Below are 22,305 nucleotides of genomic sequence, written 5' to 3'. Positions count from 1 at the left end.
TTTTCATTTAAACCAGCCTTTTTCCTTAAATCGAGTGATCGCTTCAATCCGATTTCCCACATCCAGCTTATCGAGGATAACAGAAATGTAGTTCCGAACCGTACCAGTGGTAATGTACAGCTCGCTGGCAATTTCTTTCGTATTTTTGCCATCGGCGATCAGGCCGAGTACTTCCTTCTCCCGCTGAGTCAATGGATTGACTTCACCGCTGTAGGCTTCATCCATCAGCTCCGGTGCATACATGCGTCTGCCTGCCATAACATTCCGGATAGAGAGTGCCAGCTCTTCACTAGGACTGTCCTTCAGTAAATAAGCATGGACACCCGCTTTGAGCGCACGTTCGAAATATCCCGCCCGGGCAAAAGTCGTTAATATCATCGTTTTGCAGCCGCTAGTCTTCAGCGCTTCTGCAGCGTCGAGACCACTCATCGCCGGCATCTCAATATCCATAATACAGATATCCGGTTTAAGCTGCTGAACCATCGCTACAGCTTCTTCCCCATTGCTTGCTCGGCCCACGACCTTCATATCCTCTTCTAAATCGAGTAAAGAAGCCAACGCCCCGAGGAGCATTCGTTGATCCTCAGCGATTACAATTTTAATCATTATAGGATGACCTCCTGTTCCTGATGTTTGAATGCATTGGGTACTTTAATTACAATTGTAGTCCCGCTATCTCTCACGATGTCCATACAGCCATTTACGAATTCAAGACGCTCTCTCATGCCTTGCAGGCCATGGCCTTTAAAATAAAGATCATTCCCAGGTATACCAGTCCCATCATCTTTTACTTTAATGACTAGATCCGTCCGTGAGGGTTCAATCAGTATAGAGCAAGACTTTGCTGCACTGTGCTTCACAACATTTGTGACGGCTTCCTTTATACACATACTAAGGACATTCTCGGTAATCAATGAGGTATTGGTCAGCTTCGGATTCCCTTCCAATGTGAAATCAATCTCCGCAGCTGCAAGGAACTGCTGAATATGAACCAGTTCATCTTCAAGCCGAATGCCACGCATCCGCGTTACCATTTCCCGAACCTCTTTCAGCGCACTTCTCGCCGTTTGTCGCACATCATTGATCTCTGCTTTTGCTTGGGTAGGATTGGAGTCGATTAGCTTTCCTGCCAAATCACTCTTCAGACCAATTAATGAAAGCTTCTGACCTAATGTATCATGAAGATCTCGCGAAATTCGTTGTCGTTCTTCAAGCTTAACGAGTTCGGATATCCGTTTATTGGCATCTTCCAATTGGTCTTGCAGCTTCTCTTGATTGTTACGGTTGTAGGTAGTGATGGGTAGAAGAATTACTGCAATCATACTAACAAGTACGAACGGAAGCTGGCTAATAAACACTGAATTACGCGAGAGCAGCTCATAATTGATTGTAATGATCGTAGTTAACAGATGAATAGAGTACAGTGTGAAGAACCCCACTCGATTCTGTATGTTCCCGATAAAAAAGGCTAGAAAAAGTGCAAAATACATATATCCGAACAAAAGCGTCATTGTTATAGAAACAATAATTTGGACACTCGTCCAGAAATAAACCAGCCACCCCTTAGAAACAAAGGAAAGCACATAACAAACAAAAAATACAGCAATCATCAAGATTCCCCAAACTACTTGGTAGGTAGAGGAGGAGCGAAATATAAAATAAAACGGTAGAATGTAAAAAACGACCCACACATAAGGGCTGAGACCTGTGCTTTTATGAAAAATATGATGCCACTTTTGCATGACCGCTCTCCTTTTTACCATACATTACTCTCCTTATTCTAGCACAAATTCAGTGAAAATCTGTTGAACCACTACGATAAATAGAAAAAGATTAGAGCCACGAATGATTTCTCCGGCTCTAACCTTTCTTTATACTCCTATTTTGTTCGAACCTATAGTTATTATTCTCCTTGGAGTCTAGTCTTATGAACTTGCAGGACTTCTCCCGCTACCTTAGGTTTGCTTAGTCTCGACTTTACCTCTTTAAAGCTGATGAAGCACTTATTCTCCTCATCCCAAAGACGGAAGTGTAGAGCCTTCAAGCTAGTGCTAAGCGTTATGGTCGTCGCCTTTTGCAATGGTGGCGTTGCATTATGTGCTTTTTCTAAATTATAGTTGGGTACCTTTGGACTTAAATGATGGACATGGTGGAACCCGATGTTCCCTGTGATCCATTGCAATAGCTTAGGTAGCTTGTAATATGAGCTTCCCTCTACTGCAGCCATAACATAACTCCACTCCGATTCATTCTCGAAGTAGGAATCCTCGAACTGATGCTGAACATAGAACAACCATATTCCGAGAAAACCGGATACAAAGGCTATTGGCAATTGCACCATGATAAAGGCTTGCCAGCCGATCGCCCAAATAAGCAATCCGTAGAGAGCTGCGATAGATACATTTGTTAAATAGGTATTCATCCGTTCTTTACGTCTAGCGCCTTTAGCATTAAAGCGATATTGAATCATAAAAACAGCAATAGGTCCTAAACCGAACATCACGAGTGGATTACGATAAATCCGGTAATACAGACGTTTCCAGGATGAAGCTGCTTCATATTCATCGACAGTCATAATCCATATGTCACCAATCCCTCTTTTATCGAGGTTACTGGAGCTGGCGTGATGAATGGAATGACTATGCTTCCACTGCCGATAAGGAACAAGTGTAAGTACACCTGTAATCGTTCCGATAATGTCATTCGCTCTACGATTTTTAAAGAACGAACCATGTGTGCAGTCATGGAAAATAATAAAAGTTCGGATTACAAATCCTGCTGCAGGAATGGCCAACAAAAGGGTGAGCCAGTAGGAAACGGATAAAGAGAAATAAGCTCCGCCCCATAACAGCACAAGTGGCCCTAAAGTATTAATGAGCTGTCTTATGCTCGCGTTGCGGTCGTTTTTTTCGTAAGGGGCTACACTTTTTTTAAGACTGGAGAGCTGTGATGTCTGTTTTGTAGTCATCTTTATCGTTTCCTCCTTGATGTGTCTGGCTAAGGATCTTTTTATCTATCCTAAGTATAGGAGATAAAGTGTCATCCTATAAGTCATAAACATCAAGTAAAGGGTATGATAAATGTCATACTTATGCCCTATTTTCCCCCTTTTGCTATGCAATCCGTGTACTTTTTCGTTAATTAACCTGCCTCGTATGCTCTTCACGATATTCCGTAGGCGTCTGACCGCTAGCTTTTTTAAAGACTTGAGTAAAATATCGTGGATCCTGATAACCAACTAGTGGAGCGATCTGATATACCTTCACATTACTACTTTGCAATATATCCTTCGCCTTCTCCATTCGACAGTGAGTCACATACTCCAAGAACGTATAGCCTGTTATTTGTTTAAATAAAGTACAAAAATGACTGACACTAAGATCGGCAAGCTCCGATACTTCTTCAATACTTAAGTCTTTATAGTAATTACTCTCGATAAAACGTTTCGTCTTCTCGATGGAACTGCGTGTGTCTTCCCGATTCACAGGTTTACTACCTTGATCCAATCGCTCCCCAAATTCTTCCTTCAACGCAGACATCATTTCACTCAAGGTAACCAAATGGTGCAGCTTACTTAGTAATCCATGTAGAGACCAATCCGAATTTAGATTCAAATGTTCAAAATGTCTGTATAACACAACAACCATTTCCACAAGAAGACGTTCTGCTATCTCTTTAGGAATAGCTTGAGCCTCAATATATAATGCCAACTCATCAAACAATGATGACATTTGGTTTCTATTCAAGGTACGAATACTCTCTATCAACGAGGTCTCCAGTTCTTTTGGATATTTCACTTCTGTATTGCCTGCGAAGGTTGTTTCCTCATCTATATACACCCCGGCAAGACCATAATAGAAACGTTGATACAAAGCCTTCGCAGCCAATGGATACACCGTACTTAATTGATCAATCCCTTGTGTACAGCGGCTGATTCCTACAGAGCAGCTTAGCTTGGAGTATCTTTTGATCCCTGTAATTAAATGTTCACCTAGTTCTCTTCTGCTCGCGCTTAAAGATCCAGGAAAGAGCAATATCCACTCCCCGTTATGAAAAGGAAAGACTGTAAGTACTCCATGTTCCAGCGACCACTCTTCAACAATATTACGGATCGCAAACAGCCACAGCCGCTTTTCTTCCACACTCCACTGCCCAGTAAGCACAGAATAATCATCCAATTGGACAACAGCCATGAAATATCCACTCTCAAGTTCACTGTTCTCCAGCCATTTCAGGTGTTCAAGCGGCCTTGCATTTCCCAAAGTAATTTCAGCAAACATCCGTTCACGAGCTAGCATCGACAGCATCTGAACGGAATGCATCATCTGATCGTTCTCTTTTTGCTCATCCAGCCTCGTTTTCGCTCGGTATAGCATTTCAACCAGTTCGTCATGGTCGATGGGTTTCAGCAAATAATCAAAGGCTCCTTGACGCAAAGCTTCTCTCGCATATTCGAACTCCCCATAACCACTAATAAAGATAAATACCAGCTTAGAATTCTTTGGTAATACTTCCTTCATCAAAGTGATTCCGTCAATCACAGGCATACGGATATCGCTGATTATAATATGCGGTGTAGTTTCTTCTATTAAGCGGAGGGCAAGCTCTCCATTTCGAGCCTCTCCCACAATTTCCATCTGGAGATCATCCCATGGAATAGCTACTTTTAGACTACGAAGAATAATCGGCTCATCATCTACGAGCAGTACTTTATATTTCTCTTCTATCTCATCCATTCCAGCACCTCCATGCTTATTGAACACTTGAGTTTTGGATCAGATTCCAGTATTCCATCGATGATGCCTGCACTAGCTTTAAAGCGTGATCTGCAGACATTTCTTCGTTAATCATTTTTTCGATGACACTTAGGAACATTTTCTTAACTTCAGGTGATAATACGTTATCGTAAGGCACAAAGCTCTTGCGGTTCACTTCCATCATTTCCATCACTTGCGCGAATACCGGACCGGTCTTCTCCGGATCAAAGGCAATACGAATGGATGGAATTCTCAGTCCTTCATATACAATTCGGGTCTGAACTTCCTGCGTGTAAAAAGCCTTCATAAGATCCAAAGCGGCTTCCCGTTTAGCTCCATTTAGTTCGGAGGAAAGACCGATGCCGATGGTATATCCCCCCGCAATCGAAGGCTCCTCTCCTTGCTTCAAGGCAGGAAATGGAATAACGCCTACCTCATTCTGAAAATCAGCTGGAGCCGCACTACCAGAAAATAAATTGATATCCCAGTTCCCGTTTAAATACATCGCAGCCTTGCCGCTTGTAAACAATCCGACTGCATTTTCAGTTGAGAGATCATTAGACTGAGTACTGAAGGCTCCTTCTTTTATCCATTGATTCAAATGCTCGAAAGCCTTTAAATAGGACTCATTCTGAAAGCTTGCTTGATCCTCACCTGTGATTAGCTTCTGGATCAGCTCGGAACCAGCATAACGATCCATTAAATAATGTGCAAAGATCCCGGCAGGCCAGCGATCCTCGTTCCCAAGTGCAAACGGAATATATCCTCCAGCCTTGAGCCCCAGTATGACATCATCGAGTTCTTGAAGCGTTGTAGGCGCCCCGAGACCAAGCTTGTTGAAAATAGTCTTATTGAAATACAGTGGTTCAGCGTTTCCTTCGATGGGCAATCCATAAATATGGTTGTCAAAGGTCCATAGATGCAGATCCTTGAATTGATTGGTTAGACCGTTCTCTCGGACAAAATCAGTCAGATCAACCAGCCGATTGGAGCGCACGTACGGCTCTATTTCAGCTCCACCAAATAAAACAAACATATCTGGTGGCGTGCCAGTAACCATTTCGCTTTTCAGTTTTTGTTCACGGTGAATCGTCTGGTCTAGTCCTTCAAAATTGACCTTCACATTCGGATGCGCAATTTGGTATTTATCCACGATCTCTTCAAAGATAGCCAATAGTGGCCGATCATGCTCTTTGATCCAGAAATGACGGAAGGTCAGCGTTATTTTTTCTGGTGAGTTATCTTCAATCGGTTCGTGATCTCCTAAAGTAATAAATAGAACAGCGCCAGATATCAGCACTAGATATATCCACATCCAGCCCCACTTCAATAACCACTTCATGTCAATCTCCCCCTGTTTCCTCTGTATGATCGATTATGGCAGTATTTTTGGTATACGAATTCGAATCGTTGAACCAAATCCAGGGGATGAACACACAAGTAAGCCATATGGACTGCCGAATCGGATATTCAGGCGCTCATGAACATTCTTAAGCCCTACGCCACTGTCACTATATTTCTTCTGGCCGCCTCCCTCGTTATCCCATAGATTCATCATCTTGGCTAAGTCGAAGCCCGGACCGTTATCTTTTACGATAATGATCATATCCGTACCCATTTCATAGGCTGTGATTTCGATGATACCAGGGTCCTCCATCGGTTCAATCGCATGGTACAATGCATTCTCTACAATGGGCTGAACAATCAGCTTTTGAGTCATAAACGTTCTAAGACCCTCAGGAAGATTTATAATATACGAAAATTTATCCTCGAAACGGAACTTCTGAATATCCAGATAATGACGAACATGTTCAAACTCCATTTGCAGCGGTATCAGCTCTTGATTCTGACTAATACTGATTCGCAGCAGCTTGCCGAGTGAAATGACCATTTTACTAATATCTTTATTACCTTGCAGCACGGCCATCGAATTAATCGATTCTAGTGAATTATAAATAAAATGAGGATTAATCTGCGCCATTAATGCCTTCATTTCCGCTTCCTTTTTGCGACCCTGCTCCGTCTGCACTTGCACAATCAATTCGTTGATCTGTGTGCTCATCCGGTTAAAGCCATCAATCAGAAAATCACTTTCATCATCCGCACGATATCGTGTAGTGATAGGTGTAAAAATCCCCTGCTTCACTCGTTTCATCCCGTTGACCGCGCTGTTAATGCTATAAACGAGCCTTCTAACAAAATATCGGTCAAACAAAATGGCGGATAACAATGAAACCGTACTCAAAATAATCGCAATATTACGAATAGATATAGATTCCGAAGAAATTAGATTCATCGGTGTAATCGCTGCCAAATACCAGTCTTTATTATGTGAAGGAAGGAAGGTTATGAGTGATTTTTCCCCCTGATAGTTGTCGATGTAATAGTTTTGTTCCTTGGCATAATCATTTTCTAAAAAAGGGAACTGCGTGCGCTGCCCAATATGTTCACCGGATTTGTTAAAAACGATATTCCCCAGCTTGTTCACCAGCAGAATATCACCCTTCTTAAGAGTTGCTGCCTCCCAGAAAATCTGATCTAGTAAATCAGGTTTAACATTAACGACCAAATAGCCTATATCTTCAAGAGAATAATAATCTTTGATTACTCTGGCTTGCACAAGTACCGGATGGCCCGATAACGCCGAACCGTTCTCACCAGGTCCTGACCATACAGGGCGACCCTCAGCACTTTCCATAGTATGAAACCAGCTCTGCTTCTTCATCTCCTCAAAGGACATCGGCGCATTGTATTGATAAAGCAACCGATCTTTACTATATAAACTAAATGAAGTAATCATCGGGTGATTAATGAGTAAATTGTTGAGTTCCTGCTTGCGATCATAGGTGAGCACAAAGTTAGTCTGCTTTAGCGATTGTTGAATAACCGGTTGTGTGATCGCAGAATTTGAGATCGAGGAGATCTCACTAAGGGCGAATTTGAGCTTTCGATCCGTTTCGAGTAGTGAAACCCAGTAGAAGTTACTTGATTTTTTCTCCATAGCGTTAGAGAAGTTAACGTAAGTAACAATCCCCATCAGAATCACTGGAATAAAGACGAGAAGAATAATAGCGAACAAGATTTTACGGCGGAGCTTCATGGTATTCCCCTTCCCCCTGCTGTCTCTGTCCTCTAGTATTCTTCACGAAACCGCCCATTCCCTTGTAAATGTTAAAAGTAAAATCAGCTCTTAATAGCTCCTGAGGTTAGTCCTGCAATTACCCAACGACTAAATAACAGGAAGACGATCAGCAGTGGCAAGGTCGCCGTAAACGTAGCTGACATGATCATTCCATAATCCAGACCGTCGCGATTGGAGAATAACTGCTGGAGCGCGATTTGTATTGTAAAATGTTCTTGGTTCTTTAACACGACCAAAGGCCAGAAGAAGTCATTCCATACGGTCATAAAATTCAGTATGCCTAGAGTTGCCATAGCTGGAGTGATAACTGGAATGGCGATGTTCCAGAAGATCCGGAAATGTCCTCCGCCATCAATCCGTCCAGCTTCGATCAGTTCCGTATGTACAGCTGTAGAGGTATACTGCCGCATCCAAAAGATCCCAAAGGCATTAACCATTGCAGGAACAATCAGCGCCTTGAAAGAGTCGATCCAGTGGAGCTTGGCCATAATTACATAAGTAGGTAACACACCAAGCTGCTGGGGTACAAATAGAGTGGCAATAACAAAGTAAAATAGAATATTTTTAAACGGGAATTCATATTTAGCAAAAGCATAACCAGCCAGTGTACAGAAAAATACGACCGATATGGTTACCATAGACGAGACGAATAATGAGTTTCCAAGGGCTTGGAAGAAATCCGTTTTATCCAGAACCCGCTGGAAATTATCAAAAAACTGGTTCCCAACCGTAAGCAAAGGGGGGACATGGAATACTGCGCCCCTATCATTTGTGCCAACTACAAACATCCAGTAAAAAGGAAAGATGGACACGAGTGCACCAAGAATCAGAATGAGATAAAATCCTACTTTGCCGAAAATCCCAAGATCATCCGGATCTTTTTTTAATAGACGCACAGTACTCACGCTTTACCCCCTCCTGTATCTCCACCCATGCGGCTTGAAACCAGCATATTAAGGACAGAAAATATAATCGTGACCACAAACAGCAGGACTGCCGTAGCCGCCGCCGTACCGAAGAATCCATTGCGGAATGCCTCGCTGTACAAATAGGTAACCATAGTGATGCCTTCCTGGCGTGTAGATCCCGTTCCTGATTGTCCTAAGAATACATAAGGCTCAGTGAACAGCTGCAGGGCGCCTATAGTCGATAGCAAAGTGACAAATACGATGAACGGTTTCAGTAATGGCAATGTAATGAAGGTTAATTGTTGCCTTCTGTTCGCTCCATCAATACGGGCTGCTTCATACAAATCCGTCGGAATACTTTGAAGTCCTGATAGAAAAATAATGGCATTATACCCTGTCCAGCGCCACATCACCATGGTTGAGATCGCGATTTTGACCCCCCACCAGCCAGAGTTGAAGGCCACACTATCAAGCCCTAAACCACTGAGCATCCAGTTGATCATCCCGTTGTTCCCAAACAGCGTACTAAACACCAGGGTAACCGCAACGATAGACGTAATATTGGGCATGAAAAAGAGAACACGGAACGTTTTCTTGAAACGAGTCATCCCCGAATTCAACAATACGGCAATCAAAAGCGCCAATAGGATCTGTGGAACAGTTCCGAGCAGTCCCATAATTAAGGTGTTGCTAAAAGAAATCCAAAAGGTAGGGTCGCTTGTGACCAATTCATAATTTTTCATTCCTACGAATTTCATAGGATTCAAGGCATCCCATTTAAAGAATGAGAGGTAGATCGTAAAGAAGATCGGATATAGTCCAAATATCGAGAACAGAATAAAAAAAGGAGAAATGAAAGTATAAGCGGTGATGCGGCTCCTTCTTTGTTCAGTTAAAAACGGGCGCTTGCTCTCGGCATGCGGACTCGAAATAACAGGCTCAGCCATGTCACACCTCCAGGTAATCTAACGTATTAAGCAAAAACGTCTTCCGCGTCTCTATAAGGACGCTAAGCGTTTATGCGAGATAAATCCGAATTCATAGAGAATACCGTTCTCCATGAATCCGGACCTTCTAGAAATAGAGTGCTTTTATTAGAAGTCTTAACTGCGTTCAGCCAGTGTTTTCGCTTGTTTTACAGCTTCATCCCACTCTTTAGCCGGATCAGCCTTTTTCTCCAGCACATTTTTCAGTGCATTTTTGAAGAAGGTATCGGTTTGGTCATGAAGAGGACCGTAGTATACAGGTTTTACACGATTAGCAGCTTTACCAAATTCAACAGCTGTTTGTTGTCCACCGAAGAATTCATCTTTGAAATCTACGAATGCCGGATCTTCGTACAGTGCTGGAATGGAAGGCATCAAACCTTTTGTTTTGAATGATTCCAGTTGATTATCCTTGTTATCCATCCATGCGATAAAGTCATAAGCTTCTTTGGAATGCTTACCTTCTTTAGGGAGTGTCAGGAACGAACCACCCCAGTTACCAGCACCTTCTGGAAGCTGCGCGATTTTCCATTTGCCAGTGGAGTCTGGAGCATTACTCTTAACATTCCCTGCCATCCAAGCAGGTCCCATAACCACTGCAAATGATCCGTCGTTCATGCCTTGGCCCCATTCGGGAGACCAGAGCATCACATTGCTGATCCAGCCTTCTTGGATACCTTTAACTGTGAAATCATAAGCTTTGCGAACTTGCGGATTGGTGTCTCCGATAAAGCTGCCATCCGCTTTGCTGAAATAGATTTCATCCGCAGATTGGTCACGTAATGCGTTAAATGTAAGATCAGTAAGGTCTACAAAAGGTTTGCCTGTCTTTTCCTTGAAAGCTTTGGCTACAGCTGCGAACTTGTCCCAAGTATCAATCGCTGCGCCGAATCCCTCGGAGTCACTTGGCAATCCCGCTTCTTCAGCCAAATCTGTTCTGTAATACACAACCGTTGGACCGATATCTGTAGGAAGACCCAGCTGGAAGCTTCCATCTACGGAAGAGGCTTGTTTCCATTTCCAATCCAGATAGTTCGCTTGAATATCTTTGGCTCCGAGATCATTCAGGTTATAGAATTTATCCTGTGCATTGATAAAACGCTCCATGAAACCGATTTCAAGTTGGAAAATATCTGGTGCGCCCGACCCCGCCGATAAAGCAGTGGTCAAATTATTATGGTGAGCCGTTTGGTCACCGGTATTTTGAACCTTGATCGTAACGTTTGGATGTTCCTTCGTGTACTCTTTCGCTAGATCCTCGTAGTTCACGTTACCGAGTGTCCAGAAAGAAAGTTCGATTTTCTCAGCAGGCTCAGTACCCTCGTCTTTTGCAGGTTCACTTGTGCTTGCTGCGTTGTTACCTGTATTTTTACTCGATGCATTATTCTCGGCGTTGTTGCCTCCGCATGCTGCCAGTGAACCTACAAGCATGATAGCGACTAACGAAAGCGCCAAGTGTTTTACTTTATTCATTCCCCTGTACCCCTTTCAAAGGTTTCTCTTACAAGATTTAGTGTACAGGGTTTATATTCTTTTTTTGAGGAGGCAAACTTCCGATTTATGGTGGAAATACTTCTGATTCAATTAAAAAAAGCCCTCATAAGAGGACTCAAAGTTCATTACCATAAAATTTGTTTTCCCCACCAGCGTTTTTATAGGCTCTGAGAACGTTTAGCATGGCCTGTTTCTGACGTTTACTCAGTACTATGTCTTCCTGGTATAAACCCAATCCTGTCAATCGCACAATTGTTTTCTCGGCATTAGCCATCGCCTTTATCATCTTTAAATCTTTAAGATAAACAGTATCTTCATAAACTTCACGTACAGTACTATAAGAAAATGATTTCTTTATTAGAATTCCCGCATTATTAGTAACTTCAAAAACTTCATCATCTGCTCTAATCTGAATCCACTTTGTGTCAATCTGACGATTACCTATATAATCAACCACATAATGAAGATTTGAGACAATACCTTCTTCGTTTTTTATGAAATAAACGTAAAAATCATTCTTGTCTATGTTATCAATGGTTGTTTGTGCATAATAGACTGAGAATTCTCCAAACTCATCCCTCTCCTCAATCAGACCGGATAATGCTTTATTGACTTCTTCTGGTGATTTCGTGGGTTCCGGTGGTGTATTCTGCACATTTGAAGAACATGCTGATAAAGATATGACTAGGAGCATCAAATAAAGTGTTTTTCTATTCATGCCTCTTCTCCAGCTCTGTAGCTTGCGCGCTGTCATCGGTAGCATTATGCCCTAAAGTTTCGATAATCTTCTTTTTCAATGTCTGACCTCCAATATATTAATATACCAAGTATATCCAAAAACCGGGTGATAGGGTAGGACATTGTTAAGAGACTACGAATGTACCGCTGCAGCTAACTACATCTACAATGCCGTCGATATGAGTTCCACGATTAACGGTTTGTGATTGTTTTCGTTAGATTTTCCAGCAAGCGTTCAAAAATCGTTGCTAACAAACCACATTCAATTGAATGTGGTCTTAAACATTTACTTCGTATCTTTGACCTTCCTTAAATCAATATTTCATACAGACCTATGCCTACTAATAACAATCCACCGATAAGATCAGAATGTTTACCTAGCCAAGTTTTGGACATTCGATTCCCGATTTTCATTCCGGCAGCAACAGTGATAAACGAAAAGGCACCCACTGAGATCGCTGTGAATGTTGCGTTCACGCCGCTGATCCCTGCTCCAAAGCCTGTAGCAATACAATTGATAGCTAGCGCCACACCCAACCACACCGATTCTTGCCATTTTAAAACATGACGATAGCCAGTATCTGTAGATGATGTGCTGAGCACGTTGGCCTCTATATCCATGCTTACACTTGAAGTTGGTTTCTTATACACAGTTCTAATACTCCAGATTCCCATAAACAGAATCAAGCAGCCACCGATGGCATTGCCAAGTGCCTCCGAGAAATATTCTGATACATATTCTCCTGAGGTAATTGAAAGGAAGGTAGCCAGCATCGACAGAACAGCAATAATCAGATTAGAAAATGGTGTAATTCTTGTGGACCTAGCACCAAAGGAAACGCCTATTCCTAAGTTATCCAAATTTGAAGCCAACCCAATAATGATGATGGAAAGCCAATGCATATCTAGACCCCCTTAATACATTCATAACTATGTTATGTCTGAGATGGGCGTATAGAATTTTGTCCAAATGTGCTGCTCATAAAATGTTCGTCAGCTTCATTTATATTGGATTTCTCATGCTTCCACAGGTATACTATTTTTATTTCTAACTTCATTAAATGATCAAAAGGAGTTAAATACTTATGCCAATTAACCGCCCGCTGCTAACAGACAGCGATTTCCAAGAAGCCGTTGACCGCAAACTACCTGTTCGTGTATTTCAGGACGATCATTTGGTGAATTCAGGGGCCACTGTTGTCCGCTTCACCGATTCTGATGTAGTTATTCAGTCGAGGGTTAGCGATCTGACTTATTACGCTCGTAAGAGTTGCCAATTTTATGAGGTTAGACCCTAAAAAAAGCCGGAACACAGTGACCCTTGGGATCAATGCGTTCCGGCTTTTTTCAGCAGACATATGTAGTAGCTCTTACTTAATATTTTTGTATGTGCCATACACTTTCATTTTTTCATTCAAGACTTCCTGAAAACTCTGCTTCTTCTTATTAGATCTCTCTTGTTTAGGATTGACCACGGGCTGAGGTCTAAAAAACTGATGATTGTAAGCCATAAGATTATGTACCATCACATTCATTGAATTCCAACCTCCTTAGGTAATCATTTCCTGAAATACGCAGAGCAACCACTACTACTTAAAAGTTACTTACCCAGCAACATATAGACCGAAACAAGTTTATCACATGTTCATATGAAAACAACCTCCAAGCTGTAAAACAGCTGGAGGTTGTTTAATTTCTGTTCATTTTCTCAACGCTGTGATGGAAATCTAGCGTTCCCAAAATCTTTATTACTATGATCAACTTGACCTCTCATCAGTTCAAGCAAATATTCGGGATCAGAGTTCATATCTAACATTTTCAACGCATTTTTTGGAGCAAACCCTTCACTTACACTGTGAGTGATCATGGCTAACAGTGGATTAAAATAACCTCTTATATTCAGCATCCCTATAGGCTTCTGATGAATCCCAATCTGCATCCAGCATAGAATTTCAAATAACTCATCAAAGGTTCCGAGACCACCCGGCAGGGCAATAAACGCATCAGCCATACCGCTCATAACGGCCTTTCGTTCATGCATACTAGAAACCTCAATCAGATTCGTTAGCCCAGAATGCCTGATTTCATCTTTAAAAAGATCCACTGGCATGATACCGACGACTTCACCACCATTTGCCAACACTCCGTCTGCCACCTGTCCCATCAGGCCATTTCTTGAACCTCCATAAACCAGCCTACAACCTTGTGCAGCTATATGATAACCCAACTCTCTAGCCATTTCTGTATATTCTGAATTAAGACCTGGATTCGAACCGGCGAACACACATATTGTAAAAGCCATACCTATCACTCCAGACTGGTTATTATGGTTCAATTGAGATAATTCACTTATTGTACATCAGAATATTAAAATAAGTGTTAAATGAAAGTCATCTTTTTGTTTGTATCGTTAATTGGTACAGTTTACTATTCCACTCTGCAGTAACACCTAGTGCCTTAGCCAAAGCTGCCGCTGGAACAAGTGATGCATAACTTACTTTAATGGCTCCCTCTTTAAAGATGGTTTTCTTACCTTCTTTCAAGAGCGTCATATCGCCGTCCCATGAGAGGGTGTAGCCCAGATTTTCCGCCACTTCCCTGATCGGTACTCTTACACTTCCATCCAAGAATATAGCAGATTGCGCGGAGTCGATCTTCTTCCCATCCACGATTACAGTAACAGGCTTCAAGATAGGTGATATAGTAAAAGGACGTGAATCAAGCGCACTGATACCAAGTTGACCAAACATATTCGTCCCCCAAGCTACTGCTGTCCCATCCTTCAAAACTGCATATTTACTATTTTCCCCCGTGGCAAAAGAAATCGGATTGCTCAAGCCTTTGATTTGTTTAGGTTTAGTAAAGACCCATTTACTGTCGGTTGATGATTGGGTACTCCAAGTCCACACGGTGCCATCTTTTTTAACAGCTACAAAGCCACCTAAATCCAGCGTAAGTTTGGAGATCGGCTTTATGACTGTGATCTTTTGCAGACCTTGCAATAAAGTGCCAGCTTTCCATACCCAGTATTCTCCTTTTTTATTGGCAACAAGATTGAACCCATTATTCGTCTGAACAGATACAATATCCGTAAGACCTGGCATCTTCTTCATCATGATTTCGTTATAATTATTGCTGTCAACCGTTGCCCAGACACTTCCAGTCTCAGTTAACGCCAGTATACTCCTCCAGTTCATAGAAACGGACTTCACATGGTATAAATCCTTGACTGGGGTCGGCTTCTTCACCGCTTTTGTATTCTCTATTTGTGGGTTAGCGCTCCAAATCCAAAGAGTACCGTTGGTGCGAATTGCGGCCTGATAGTCACTGTTACCGACCCACATTACCTCACTTAAACCCTGAACCTTGGTAGCAGCAGGCAACGCTGTAAAACCTACATCAGTGATTTCTGGAGGATTCCACTGTAGTACGCTTCCATCCTTTCTCAAAGCTAAGGTATTGTGTATGCCTGAAGCTATACTGACTACATCGGTCATCCCAGAGATAACCTGAGGAAGCAGCACCTTGTACTGTTTAGTGCTTACCCCATTGCCTGCTTCTATAGCATTCTTATCCCGGTAATCTCCCCAAGCTTTAACCGTCCCGTCTTCGTTCAGCGCAACATAATAAATTCCACCGATCTCTAACTGCTTCGTACGATCAAGCGCTGCTATGCTATGGGGAGTAATCGTCCACCCTTCAGGACCTGCAGTTCCATTTGCAAATTGTCCAAAAACATTGCTCCCCCAAGACCATACGGTTCCGTCAGTCCCCAGTGCGAAGGAGCTCCCTCCCCAAAATCCAGAAGTGGCAACAATCTCCTTAATTCCACTCAGCTTCGCGGATGAGGGATCCGCGCTTATCACTTGTGGGACTGACGTAACAGCCATAAAAGTAGAACAAACAGCCAAACTAAACAGCTGTAGCTTCCTTGCTAATAAGTTCATCTTGTTTTTCCCTTCTTATGATATTATTGTAATTATTATTCATCTTACACTAAGACGCTATTAAGCTGCTCAAAGTTGTATAATTTTAAAATCCTGGGATTCAGATTGCTTTGAATTATGTTATAATTACGCTGCCTTGGATCTACTCTTTTCAATCGCAATACCGGAACCAAATGATTATGGAGGGAAGTTATGCTTAAATTTATAGGTGTTTTACTGCTCTTCAGATTAGTGGGCAACCCTTTTCTGGCTATATTCATCCTGCTTCTTATCTTGTATTTCTTGGATCGGCGATATGTGGGCATCTTCCCCAGCATTACAAAGCCCTTCAAAAGAATGCGTCAAATTTCCAAGTTACGTACAACCATTTCTTTAAATCCTAATGATGTTTCATCCAAATTTGATTTAGCGCGGAGTTTGACAGAACGTAAAAAATACAGGGAAGCGAAGGATCTCCTACTGCAAATCGAGGACCGTTATGAACAATCTGCTGAATATTGGGTAGAACTCGGACATGTGAATCTTAAGCTAGGCGCTTTGGAGGAAGGCGAAGCACAAATGCTTCGTGGTCTGGAGATCAACCGTAAGGCTCGATATGGACAGCCATATCTTTGGTTAGCGGAAACTTTCCGCCATACGAATCATGATAAAGCATTGCATTACGTTACTCAGTATCAAGAAATCCAGTCTTCTTCTTCTGAGGCGTATTATCTGGCTGGTTCGATGTATAAAGCGCTTGGCAGATCAGAGGATGCGAAACGAGCTTTCGAAGAATCCACCGCTGTTTATCGTTCACTTCCTAAATATAAAAAACGGCAGGAGCGCGGTTGGGCGTTGCGCAGCTTTTTCGCCAAGATGAAATAAACTTGACGACTCCTTAACCCAAAAAACGGAGATCACTTCTGATTATCAGAAATGATCTCCGTTTTTTTATAATAAATTGGGGGGGGAAACGATGTTATTAGTTCGTCACTAATTTCCAAAGCGATAGTGCCGACTCCGGATTCCAGTTGGTATCACCGAAACTTCTAAATGTCACTCGAGCTTCATAAACGTTACCCTTGTATTCAACTTTTGTTCCTACAATGTACAACCCGGTTGCATTCCAAGCTGCTACATCTGGTAATACGGGTTTCACAAGGGTTGTGACTGTATACAAAGAGCTCTTGTCTGAAATATTACCAGCAGCGTCTACAGCTCTCACATGATAATTGTACGTAGTGGAAGCTTGCACCGTTAAATCCGTAAAGGAAGTTCCCTTAGTTTGGGTCAATTCAACACCCTCTCGATACACAACATAATGATCAACACCTACATTATCTTGGGCTGCGTTCCACATCAGATTAACACTATTGTGCTTCACAGACATGGTATGCAGCCCCTCAACCATCGAAGGTTTCAAAGTATCTGGTGTTTCCACTGGAGGTATAACCACTTCCGGGTTTGGTGTGCTAACAACAATAATATTACTTGCGCCTGACGTGTTTCCTGCACGATCCACCGCAACACTATAATATGTATAAATTTTACCTGGTTCTACAGTAATGTCTTTAAAGCTCGTTGTTGAAGATGTTCCGATTTGTTTCGCTATACCGACGCTATCCCCGCGATAAATCATGTAATGATCTACGCCTATGTTATCTGTTGCAGCATTCCACATAAGATCTACACTGCTCGATTCTACACTCATCGTGTGTAACCCCGTTACTGTTGACGGCTTCTCCGTGTCTGGTTGTACCCCAGGTCCTGATTCACTGTTCTTTAGATTCACATCAATGACTTGATAGAAGGCATTCGATGTATCATCGATATCCCACACTGCCAAAATAACATGGTATCCACTGCGGTCAGTTGGGACATTTACTTTGTGCGTCACAGAACGCTCAGGCTGTTTACCGCCATTTTCAAAAGTTCCAATAAGCTCTAAATCGGAACGTTTAATTGGCGTATTAGGATTCCAACCTTTTTTCGTAATATAGTAATGCCATTTTGTTGTTCTATGTTGTGCTGTATGATACCAAGTGATGTCATTGACTCCGCCAACCATATCGTGCTTAATCCAACGATCACTTGATTGTTGATCCAGAATTCCTCCGAACATGCCACCCGCAGATGCAATCTTCCCGTCCGCAGGACCCGCCAATGGGAAACCCTTTGGTGCCTCTAGACTCTGTGGCTCATATTGAACAGAACCCACATTATTCGCTGCACCAAGCTTCGCACGACTTGCTGGTTCGGATACATAACCGTGTCCTAACGCTTTATCGGTATCGATAAGTCCTACTCCGGCAATAACCCCCGCAGTAATAACAAATGGAGCAACCTTCTTTGCGATACTGCTGTTCTTCATGCTTACTTTCATCATTCATCATCTCGCTTTCTAGTTGTAATTTGGAGACTTTGAAAACGAATCCAGTGTTATTATAATTTTCTGAAAACATAATAACAATAACCTAAAGAACCAGACGACAATGGATAAAAGACCCATGACAATTGAACGGATTAGTAGTTCTCCCCGCTAATAATGCCCCATCGAAACGATTCATTCTACTCAAATAAAAAGCCAGCCACCGATAAATATATCGGTGGCTGACTGCAAAAAAACAACTTGTTATGACTTCTGATTCATAAATGGGGTATAGTCCCATTTACATATTTAAATCCTGCTTGTTAGCTTCTCCGCTCTGTTTAACCGAAAATGGCCACCAATTCCCTCGGCCGAAGACCCGTACCATTACAGGGACAAAGAACGGCAGGAAGATTAAAGCATACAAGGCCAATCCTACGAGCACCACTGTAGCAATCTGCATCATCGACAATACCCCAGAAGGATACATCGAGGCGAAGGTACCACCCAGAATAACTACAGCTGAAAGGATAACTGTACCCATATTTCGCATAGCGTGTAGAATCGCTTCTTTTACGTCCCATGTTTTATTTTCGTTAAACCGGGCCATTAAGAAAATGCTATAATCCACACCTAGTGCAATCAGCATAACAAAACTAAAGAATGGCGTCGTCCAGGTAATCCCTTCATAGTGCAGAAGATTAACGAAAATAGCCTCTGTAACGCCCAACGCTGAAAAGTAAGTGATCAAAAGTGAAATAATAAGGTAAATCGGCATTACGATTGAACGGAGCAGCAACACTAATATGATGAAAATACCGCTCAGCATCAAGATTACTGTACGCGTATAGTCTTCATTGGAAATATTCCGCAAATCGCTTTGACTGCTTGTAACCCCGCTAATAGCTGTTTCAGCATTTTCAAGCTTCGTACCTTTAACTGCACGATCTACTGCTGCTTGAATATCACCCACACTATCTATAGCCTCTGAGCTGTAAGGATTCTCGGTAAATACCACATCCAACGTCATCACCTTACGGTCATCAGACAAGTACGTATCAAATACCTGCTTTATACCTTCAGCTTTAAGTGCCTCAGCTGGCACGAAGAATCCGCTCAGCTCTTCATCCTTAGCCGCTTGAATCTGATTCAAGTATTCTTGTGCCGAGCCCAGACCGCTTGTAATTTGCTTCAATCCATCAGCACTATCGCTTAGTCCAGTGGTTAAGGCTCCAATCTGACCTGTCAATTCACCAAAACCATCTGCAAGCTGCTTCTGTCCGCCTTGCAATTGATCAAGCCCACTTGTGATAGATGGAATCTTATCTACGATCTGTCCTTGACCTGCTGCCGCCTGATCGAGTCCAGCTTGCAGCTGACCGATTCCAGCTACAAGCTTAGCTAAACCTTGCGCGAGCGCGGTTTGCCCAGCCGCAGCTTTGGCATAACCGGCATTCGCCTCATTTAAGCCTGTAGCTGCACCTTTAAGCTGTTCTGAAACCTGACCAAGACCGGCTGCTAGTTGCGCTGCACCCGTACTACTTTGTGCTACTGTACCTTTGATCGTCAAATAATTTACATCCTGAACAATTTCCGGATAACTGCTCTCTAGGCCAGCGAAGGAACCGTCCAGTCCTTTTAATGCCTCTGCAACACCTTGTAGCTGCTTCGGAAGCTGTCCGAGTCCTTCATCCAGCTGGGTTAAGCCTCCACCGATTTTTTTATAGCCCTCAAGTAACTTCGCATTTGCATCTGCTAACTGTTTAGCACTTGTTGCTGCCTGCTGAAGACCGGCTTTGATCTCTCCTGCACCCGCTGAGCCACTCTTAATCCCGCTCTCAATCTGAGTGAGCCCAGCGCCTAAAGCAACAATTCCGTCTTTGAGATCAGCTGTGCCCTCTGTCAGCTTAGCACTCCCTGCAACAGCTTCTGTAAGTTTAGGGGCATTATCGCTAAGCTGTTTACTAGCTTCAGACAAGCCGGTCTGAATCTTGGTCAGACCTTCGTTACTCTGGTCCAGTCCATCAGAAAGAGTACCTACCTGATTCGGAATCAAGAAATCACTAATCAGCTCACCTGTTGGACGTGACATACTCCGAACAGATTTTACACTATCCACTTTTTCCAGCTCGCGGCTAATTTTCTCCGCAAGTCCCAGATATTCTGAATTGTCCATACGATCATCATTCTTGATAACGATCTTGCCAGGCATCGATTCACCTGGTCCGAAGCTCTCCGAAATAATATTAAAACCTTTTACCGAAGCATATTCCGAGCCAATTTCCTCCAAGCTGTTAAAGGACAGCTTACCGCTATAGGTGACTAGGAATGGGGATACGATTACTGCAACGATTAGAAGTGCGGCCCACGGTCTTTTTAAAGAAAAAGAACCTGCCCATCCCCAAATACGGCTCTCACTATGCTCCAGCTTGCCACGGGAGGGCCAGAATAGCTTTTTGCCTAGAACAGCCATAAAGAACGGAACAATCGTCACAAGTGCCAATAGCATAACTGCAATACCAACTGCAACAGCTACTGCTGAACGATAAAGAATAAATTTCGATAACCCAATTGCTACAAAACCTACAAACACCGCTAAGCCCGAATAGAACACCGTTCCTCCAGCTTTTCGATAAGTTGCAATGATTGCACTTTTAGTATCTTCTGCGGTCATCAATTCTTCTTTAAAGCGACTGATCAGCAGAATACAATAATCCGTACCGATCCCGAACATGACCGCAACCATAAAGATTTGAGTAAACGTTGATAAAGGAAAATCATAACGATCCACCAAAAAAGCCACGACAGATTGGGATACAATATAGCTGATACCCACGGTCAGCAGCGGTACAAAAGGCGCTACGAACGAACGAAACACGACGAATAGAATAAGTAGGATAAAGACAACTGTAATATACTCCGACTTCTTTAGCCCTGCTTCTGAGCTAGCAATCATATCCTCTGTAATCAGACCTTCACTGGTCAAATAATGATCTGCTTTAACACCTGAGAGCATCTCATCCACTTTATCTGGCAGAGCAGTAACAGCCTCTCCTTCACCTTTTACGGACAACGCCACCATAATAGTCTTGCCATCTTTGGAAATTAGTGTATCTTTAAGCTCACTTTGTGAAAAAGGATCGGTGATGGAATCTAACTGCAAAGCTTCCTTATTCGCAGCCAGCTTCTCAACGCCTTGTTGAATACTTGCTGTTTCTTCCGCTCCGATTCCCTTCGGGTTATTGAACACAAGGGCTACTTGATGGAGTGATTCGCCTCCCTTGTCACTTGACGCTTCCTTCATGATTTCTGCTGCTCTTGATGAAGGGTATCCCTCTGGAACGGTAACCTGCCCCTTCTCACGGACAAGATCAGAGAAAGACGGGGCCGTCATCACTAGCACCACCGCTACAGCGAGCCAGATTGCGATAACCGCCCATCTTGCTTTTAGAATCGTCTTCATTGGCTCTTCCCTCCATTATCATTCTGAATTAGACTTGCCAGTTTCTCAAACATCATGATGAACGTCTCAATATCCTTCTTTTCAAAATGAAACAAATACGGGGCCACTACTTCATGTACTTGCGACTCAGCGGCTTCAAATACTCTTTTACCATGCTCTGACATCGATAAATACACCTGACGACGATCATTCTCGTCACGAGTTCGCTCAATAATGCCTGCTTGCACCAGTCTGTTGATTATTGCTGTAATGGAGCTTTTACCCACGCAAAAAGTTTCTGCTAGATATGTAGAGGTACAATGTTCCTGAGCATTAATCAGACGCAGAATTTGATACTGATCATTCGTTGTATCTGCAGCAATGCTATCTTTAATTCTTGCGGCTACTTGTCGAGTCACCATCATATAAGCATCCATATAACGGTTAATCCAATGCTGAACTTCATCTTCCAAAGCTTCTTACCTCCAAATATAGTTCAACTGTAGAATAGTTTCATTGTCAAACTATAATCCCATTTATTTCA

At 42.6% G+C, this 22,305-nt stretch carries 19 protein-coding genes; 2 read left to right on the top strand and 17 right to left on the bottom strand.

The features are described from left to right. Positions 1-3 precede the first annotated feature (3 nt). The 11 genes from H70737_RS12030 to H70737_RS11980 form a co-directional block, all read right to left on the bottom strand. Positions 4-606, bottom strand: a complete 603-nt coding sequence (locus H70737_RS12030) for a response regulator transcription factor (protein ID WP_042187498.1) — start codon at positions 604-606, stop codon at positions 4-6. Beyond that, positions 606-1,742, bottom strand: a complete 1,137-nt coding sequence (locus H70737_RS12025; protein WP_042187496.1) for a sensor histidine kinase — start codon at positions 1,740-1,742, stop codon at positions 606-608. The genes H70737_RS12030 and H70737_RS12025 overlap by 1 nt, the downstream gene beginning before the upstream one ends. 161 nt (positions 1,743-1,903) lie before the next feature. Continuing rightward, positions 1,904-2,968 carry a Delta(5) desaturase DesA gene (locus H70737_RS12020; protein WP_042187494.1) on the bottom strand — a complete coding sequence of 355 codons (1,065 nt, stop codon included), beginning with the start codon at positions 2,966-2,968 and terminating at the stop codon, positions 1,904-1,906. A 169-nt stretch (positions 2,969-3,137) separates the two neighbouring features. Continuing rightward, a complete protein-coding gene (locus H70737_RS12015; RefSeq protein WP_042187492.1) occupies positions 3,138-4,736 on the bottom strand; it encodes a response regulator in 1,599 nt (532 codons plus the stop codon). Positions 4,737-4,752: 16 nt separating this feature from the next. Then, a complete protein-coding gene (locus H70737_RS12010; protein WP_042187490.1) occupies positions 4,753-6,099 on the bottom strand; it encodes an ABC transporter substrate-binding protein in 1,347 nt (448 codons plus the stop codon). Between the two features lie 33 nt (positions 6,100-6,132). Next, on the bottom strand, positions 6,133-7,857 hold the full coding sequence (locus H70737_RS12005; RefSeq protein WP_042187488.1) for a sensor histidine kinase: 1,725 nt from the start codon (positions 7,855-7,857) through the stop codon (positions 6,133-6,135). Between the two features lie 83 nt (positions 7,858-7,940). After that, positions 7,941-8,804, bottom strand: a complete 864-nt coding sequence (locus tag H70737_RS12000; protein ID WP_042187486.1) for a carbohydrate ABC transporter permease — start codon at positions 8,802-8,804, stop codon at positions 7,941-7,943. Beyond that, a complete protein-coding gene (locus H70737_RS11995) occupies positions 8,801-9,754 on the bottom strand; it encodes a carbohydrate ABC transporter permease (protein WP_042187483.1) in 954 nt (317 codons plus the stop codon). Before H70737_RS11995 ends, H70737_RS12000 begins: the two co-directional genes overlap by 4 nt. Positions 9,755-9,910: 156 nt before the next feature. Next, positions 9,911-11,266, bottom strand: a complete 1,356-nt coding sequence (locus tag H70737_RS11990; RefSeq protein WP_042187481.1) for an ABC transporter substrate-binding protein — start codon at positions 11,264-11,266, stop codon at positions 9,911-9,913. Between the two features lie 136 nt (positions 11,267-11,402). Then, complete coding sequence (locus H70737_RS11985) at positions 11,403-12,005, bottom strand: hypothetical protein (protein WP_042187480.1); 603 nt, start codon at positions 12,003-12,005, stop codon at positions 11,403-11,405. 329 nt (positions 12,006-12,334) lie between these two features. After that, positions 12,335-12,928, bottom strand: coding sequence for a manganese efflux pump (locus H70737_RS11980; protein ID WP_042187478.1), 594 nt, complete (start codon positions 12,926-12,928; stop codon positions 12,335-12,337). A 182-nt stretch (positions 12,929-13,110) separates the two neighbouring features. Between H70737_RS11980 and H70737_RS11975 the strand changes: the two genes are divergently transcribed. Then, a complete protein-coding gene (locus tag H70737_RS11975; protein WP_042187476.1) occupies positions 13,111-13,323 on the top strand; it encodes a hypothetical protein in 213 nt (70 codons plus the stop codon). Between the two features lie 72 nt (positions 13,324-13,395). Here the strand turns inward: H70737_RS11975 and H70737_RS31035 are convergent, their stop codons facing one another. The 3 genes from H70737_RS31035 to H70737_RS11965 all read right to left on the bottom strand — a co-directional run bounded on the left by H70737_RS31035 (position 13,396) and on the right by H70737_RS11965 (position 15,972). After that, positions 13,396-13,560, bottom strand: coding sequence for a hypothetical protein (locus H70737_RS31035; RefSeq protein ID WP_188114458.1), 165 nt, complete (start codon positions 13,558-13,560; stop codon positions 13,396-13,398). A 173-nt stretch (positions 13,561-13,733) separates the two neighbouring features. Next, positions 13,734-14,327: an LOG family protein gene (locus tag H70737_RS11970; protein ID WP_042187474.1), complete on the bottom strand. Its 594-nt coding sequence runs from the start codon at positions 14,325-14,327 to the stop codon at positions 13,734-13,736. 88 nt (positions 14,328-14,415) lie between these two features. After that, entirely contained in the window at positions 14,416-15,972 is a 1,557-nt protein-coding gene (locus H70737_RS11965) for a stalk domain-containing protein (RefSeq protein ID WP_042187473.1), read from the bottom strand. 192 nt (positions 15,973-16,164) lie between these two features. Between H70737_RS11965 and H70737_RS11960 the strand changes: the two genes are divergently transcribed. Beyond that, entirely contained in the window at positions 16,165-16,836 is a 672-nt protein-coding gene (locus H70737_RS11960) for a tetratricopeptide repeat protein (RefSeq protein WP_042187471.1), read from the top strand. 97 nt (positions 16,837-16,933) lie between these two features. Here the strand turns inward: H70737_RS11960 and H70737_RS11955 are convergent, their stop codons facing one another. The 3 genes from H70737_RS11955 to H70737_RS11945 form a co-directional block, all read right to left on the bottom strand. Next, positions 16,934-18,337 (bottom strand): lytic polysaccharide monooxygenase, encoded by a 1,404-nt coding sequence (locus H70737_RS11955; RefSeq protein ID WP_042187468.1) that lies wholly within the window; start codon positions 18,335-18,337, stop codon positions 16,934-16,936. A gap of 283 nt (positions 18,338-18,620) precedes the next feature. Further along, entirely contained in the window at positions 18,621-21,782 is a 3,162-nt protein-coding gene (locus tag H70737_RS11950; protein ID WP_042187466.1) for an MMPL family transporter, read from the bottom strand. Next, positions 21,779-22,234 (bottom strand): MarR family winged helix-turn-helix transcriptional regulator, encoded by a 456-nt coding sequence (locus tag H70737_RS11945; RefSeq protein ID WP_042187464.1) that lies wholly within the window; start codon positions 22,232-22,234, stop codon positions 21,779-21,781. The genes H70737_RS11950 and H70737_RS11945 overlap by 4 nt, the downstream gene beginning before the upstream one ends. Positions 22,235-22,305: the final 71 nt, after the last annotated feature.

This window comes from Paenibacillus sp. FSL H7-0737, assembly GCF_000758545.1.
Classification (GTDB): domain Bacteria; phylum Bacillota; class Bacilli; order Paenibacillales; family Paenibacillaceae; genus Paenibacillus_AQ.
This window is presented reverse-complemented; position numbering and strand designations above follow the sequence as displayed.